Annotated in this window: 5 protein-coding genes; 3 read left to right on the forward strand and 2 right to left on the reverse strand. The window is 34.5% G+C overall.

Going from position 1 to position 5,066, the window contains the following annotated elements; translation table 11 throughout:
- Positions 1-109 precede the first annotated feature (109 nt).
- From SPD90_RS03200 to SPD90_RS03210, 3 genes are all read left to right on the forward strand, one after another.
- On the forward strand, positions 110-250 hold the full coding sequence (locus SPD90_RS03200; protein WP_320924286.1) for a helix-turn-helix domain-containing protein: 141 nt from the start codon (positions 110-112) through the stop codon (positions 248-250).
- A gap of 39 nt (positions 251-289) precedes the next feature.
- Positions 290-520: a hypothetical protein gene (locus SPD90_RS03205; protein ID WP_320924287.1), complete on the forward strand. Its 231-nt coding sequence runs from the start codon at positions 290-292 to the stop codon at positions 518-520.
- Between the two features lie 156 nt (positions 521-676).
- Complete coding sequence (locus SPD90_RS03210) at positions 677-2,263, forward strand: amidohydrolase (RefSeq protein ID WP_320924288.1); 1,587 nt, start codon at positions 677-679, stop codon at positions 2,261-2,263.
- A gap of 73 nt (positions 2,264-2,336) precedes the next feature.
- On the opposite strand, the gene SPD90_RS03215 is transcribed toward SPD90_RS03210, so the two are convergent.
- Positions 2,337-3,632: an amidohydrolase family protein gene (locus SPD90_RS03215; protein WP_320625378.1), complete on the reverse strand. Its 1,296-nt coding sequence runs from the start codon at positions 3,630-3,632 to the stop codon at positions 2,337-2,339.
- Between the two features lie 153 nt (positions 3,633-3,785).
- Positions 3,786-5,066 (reverse strand): amidohydrolase family protein (locus SPD90_RS03220; protein ID WP_320924289.1); only part of this gene is annotated, 1,281 nt, incomplete at its 5' end.

Raw genomic sequence — 5,066 nt, forward strand, 5'->3', positions numbered from 1 at the left:
AGAAAAAAATATAAAATATTTTATATATCCCAATGTTAATTTGCATTGCTTGATGTAATAGCATAGTTTAACTACTATGTTATTATAAAAATTAAGGGGGCGGTGTGAAATGCTTGGAGAAAATATAAAAACATTGAGAAAGAATAAAGGATTAACTCAGGAAGAACTAGCTATAAGGTTAAAGGTGGTTCGTCAGACAGTATCAAAATGGGAGAAGGGCTATTCTGTTCCAGATGCAGAAACTTTATAAAAAATTGCAGATATACTGGAAGTAGATATAAAACAATTATTGGGTGCAGATATAGAAACAGAAAAAACTAATAATGAAGTTGCCGAACAGCTTTCTAGAATTAATGAACAGTTAGCTATAAAAAATAGACGTTCTCGCAGAATTTGGAAAACTATAGGAATTATTTTGCTTACAATTTTAGTTTTGTATATTTTATTAGCAATAGCAGGTCTTGTGTTTTATGTACCGACGAGTGATAAAATTGTTATCAATTGTTTTTCATTAATTTAGCAATATTGTAATCTATATTTTTATGATATACTAAAAAAGTATTTGTACATATGATTGAAATTTTATTTCAACATAATACATTTTAATAAATAAAAATGTAAAAAATATAGACAATTATTAATTTAATAATCAATAATTGTGAAGAGAGGTTTGATTATGACAAAAAAACTTTTTTACAATGGAGATATCATAACTTTAGAAGACAATCTATATGCAGATGCTGTATTGGTTGAAAATGGTAAAATACTGAGTGTAGGCAAAAAAGACGAGCTACTAAATGGAAATGAAGATGCGGAAATGGTAGATTTACAAGGGAATACTTTAATGCCATCGTTTATAGATGCGCACAGTCATTTCTTTGGATATGCAAATTCAAAGCTACAAGTATCATTAGAAGATGCTGTGGATTTTGAGGATATAGCGGACAGGATAAAATCATTTATCGAGAAAAATGACATCCAAAAGGGAGCTTGGATAACTGCCAATAATTTTGACTACAACACATTAGCAGAGAAAACTTATCCGAGAATTGACTTTCTAGATAAAATAGCACCTGAAAATCCGCTTATAATTTCTAACAAATCAGGTCACAACGGTGTGGCAAATTCACTAGCAATGAAGGAGCTAGGCATAACTAACGATACACCAGATCCAGAGGGTGGAGTTATTTTCAAGGAAAATGGCGAGCTTACTGGATACCTTGAGGAAAATGCGTTTATCAACAACGTCCAAAGAGTTCCGATGCCATCTACAGAAGAACTTATGAAGGCAGTTATAAAAGCACAGGATGACTACGCTTCTTATGGTATAACTACTATGCAAGAGGGAATGGTCATGCCTTTATTAGCTGATTTATTGGCTTATATAGCACATTCGAAAATGCTTAAGCTAGACTATATAGGATACGTAGATATAAAAGAAAAGGACAAGGTTTTGGAAAAAATGCAGGGCTGTGTAAAAGAGTACCATAACCATTTCAAAATCGGAGGCTTCAAGACTTTTCTAGACGGTTCACCACAGGCGAGAACTGCTTATATGAGAACTGATTACAAGGGTCAAGAGGGATACAGAGCTTATCCTGTAATGAGTGAAGAAGAATTAGAGAAGCAAATAGAAATAGCTCTAAAAGAAAATATGCAGCTTCTAGCTCACTGCAACGGTGATGCTGCTGTGGCTCAGTACTTAGAACAATACAAAATAGCTAAGGAAAAATTAAACACTACGGAAGACATAAGACCAGTTATAATACATGCACAGCTGATTGGAGTAGACCAATTGCCAGAAGTCAAGAGATTGGGAATGATACCGTCGTTTTTCGTGGGGCATGTCTACCACTGGGGACATATACATGTCGAAAACTTTGGGCTTGACAGAGCGAGCAAGATATCTCCAACTAAGACTGCACTAGATGAAGGTATCAAGTTTACGTTCCACCAAGATGCTCCAGTTATAGAACCAAATATGCTTGAAACTATATGGATAGCAGCTGCTAGAAAAATGAAGGACGGAACGGTTCTAGGTGAAAATCAAAGAATACCAGTACTTGCTGCGATAGAGGCTGTGACTAAAAATGCCGCTTATCAGTATTTTGAAGAGGATATAAAGGGAACTATTAAAGAAAATAAATTGGCTGATTTAGTTATCCTAGATAAAAATCCACTTAAGGTAGATATCGACGAGATAAGAAATATAAAAGTATTAGAAACTATAAAAGAAGGAAATACTGTTTATAAAGCTAAATAATAAAATAGGAGATGTTCAATTATCGAACTATCTCCTATTTTCATATTATATCAATTTTAAAACAAATATAATTTTATAATTGACCATCTAGAGCTTCTTCTATAACAGGTATTTTATCTACTTTAGGTTCTTTTATAACGTTTCCGTTTCCAACTACCATATAAGGATTACGAAGTACTGTTAAATCATCTAGAGGATTTTCGTTTACGATTAACATATCAGCGCATTTACCTACTTCTATAGATCCAGTTTCTTTATCTATACCTGCTATTTTAGCATTTCCAAGTGTAGCTGTATGTATTGCAAAAGAAGCTGAAACACCTACAAATTTCTTGAAGTAAGCCAATTCTCTCCACATATCGTATTGAGTTACAAAAGGACAAGCACTATCTGTACCAAGTCCAACAGGTATTCCATTTTCAAGAGCTGCTTTAGCTGATGAAATAATTCCTTCTAGTACTACATTTCCATTGTATTTTGTAAGTTCTGTGCTTCCTGTAAGCTCTGGATCTAGCTTTGCAAGAGGTATTGCTGGTGATATTGTACATGTATCACTTGCACCTGTTTCTTTAAATAATTTTATAATTTCGTCATCTGGTTTAGCACTATGTTCTATAGTATCTACACCACCTTTTAGTGCGACCTTAACACCTTCAGGACTTTCTACGTGTGCAGCTACTTTGAGTCCAAGTTTGTGAGCTTCATCACAACAAGCTTTAACATATTCATAAGGCATTCTAAGTATACCTGGTTCACCTTTGACAGTTGCATCTAAGACACCACCAGTTACCATTAATTTAATTAAATCAGGTTTATTTTCGGCAACTTTTCTAACTAGTTCCTTACATTCTTCTTCGCTAGTTGCTTCATATGCAAGAATACCTGCCATATGACCTCCTGGAACAGAAATTGCCATATCGGCTGCTAATATTCTAGGTCCTACAATTTCACCAGCGTTGATTTTATTTCTAACAGTAGAAACCACGTTGTCAATATCACCTACTGTTCTAATAGTAGTTGTACCAGACAACAATTGAGTTTTAGCATAATCAGCGCAAGTTTTTACTGCTTCTGCCTTTAAATTAGGATCTGATGTAATTTTTTGTGCTTCTTCAAGAGATGGTATCTTACTTGATGGAGCACCACTTCCTGCAAGATGGACATGTAGGTTTATTAGTCCAGGTAATAAGTAACGACCTCCTAAATCGATTACTTCATAACCATCTAGGTCATCAATTGAAGTATCAATTGATTTTTTTATATCAGTAATTTTTTTACCTTCTACCAATACTGACATATTTTCTTGTGGGGCCATATCTTTTGTCCCATTTAATACTGTACAGTTTATAAATGCTGTTTTTTTAAACATATAGATCACCCTCTTAAAAAATATTTATTGTATACATTATACTACTTTTGGAATAAAATGGATTAAAAAATATTGTATTTATTAAATTATTTTTTAGTACACAAATTAAAGTTGTATATCTACTGAATGTAACCATACAACTTTGAAGGTTTTCTATAATTGACTATCTAGAGATTCTTCTATAATAGCTATCTTCTTAATCTTAGGTTCCTTTATAACATTTCCGTTTGCAACTACCATATAAGGAGTACGAAGTGCTTTTAAATCGTCAATAGGATTTTTATCTACAATCAACATATCGGCGTATTTACCTACTTCTATAGAGCCTATTTCCTTGTCAAGACCGATGATTTCGGCGTTTTTAAGTGTGGCTGTGTGTATTGCAAAGGAATTTGAAACACCTACAAATTTGCTGAAGTAATAAATCTCTCTCCACATATCGTATTGAGTTATAAAAGGACAAGCGCTGTCTGTACCTAGTCCGACTGGAATGTCGTTTTCAAGTGCTGCTTTGGCTGATGAGATGATTCCGTCTAGCACGATGTTTCCGTTAAACTTAGTTAGCTCTGTGCTTCCTGTTAGCTTTGGATCTAGCTTGGCAAGAGGTAGCCCTGGTGAAATTGTGCATATGTTGCTGGCACCTTTTTCTTTAAATAATGTTAAAATTTCTTCGTCCATCACAGCGCTGTGTTCTATAGTATCTACACCTGCTTTTAGCGCTACCTTGACTCCTTCTGGGCTCTCTACATGTGCTGCTACTGGATATCCAAGTCTATGAGCTTCATCACAACATGCTTTAACATATTCATAAGGCATTCTAAGTACACCTGGTTCGCCCTTGACAGTCGCATCTAAAACACCGCCAGTTACCATTAATTTAATTAAATCAGGTTTATTTTCGGCGATTTTTCTGATTAAAGCTTTGCATTCTTCTTCGCTAGTTGCTTCATATGCAAGTACGCCTGCCATATGACCACCTGGAACTGAAATAGCCATATCAGATACTAGCATTCTAGGTCCTAAAATTTCGCCTGAGTTGATTTTATTTCTAATAGTAGAATCTATATTCCCGAGACCGCCGACTGTTCTGATAGTAGTCGTACCAGATAGTAGCTGAGTTTTGGCGTAGTTAGCGCACATTTTTCTCACTACAAATCTTGAGATAGGATTTTTCATGAGCTTTTGCACTTTTTTAGGGCTTTGAGCATTATCTGATGGTTTACCGCTTCCTGGGAGATGTACGTGTAAATTTATAAGTCCAGGCAGTAAGTAGCGTCCATCTAAATCAATTACGTCGTAACCAGATAAAGTATCGTTTGATTTTTTTATGTCGATAATTTTTTTATCCTCCACAAGTACAGTCATGTTTTCTTGTGGAATCATATCCTTAGTTCCATCTAAGATTGTACAATTTATAAATGCAGTTTTTTTGGA

This window comes from Intestinibacter sp., assembly GCF_034113885.1.
Classification (GTDB): domain Bacteria; phylum Bacillota; class Clostridia; order Peptostreptococcales; family Peptostreptococcaceae; genus Intestinibacter.

Excerpts from the sequence above, each read along its gene's own strand:
- SPD90_RS03215 (WP_320625378.1), bottom strand. The coding sequence starts at position 3,632 with ATGTTTAAAAAAACAGCATTTATAAACTGTACAGTATTAAATGGGACA.
- SPD90_RS03200 (WP_320924286.1), top strand. The coding sequence starts at position 110 with ATGCTTGGAGAAAATATAAAAACATTGAGAAAGAATAAAGGATTAACT.
- SPD90_RS03210 (WP_320924288.1), top strand. The coding sequence starts at position 677 with ATGACAAAAAAACTTTTTTACAATGGAGATATCATAACTTTAGAAGAC.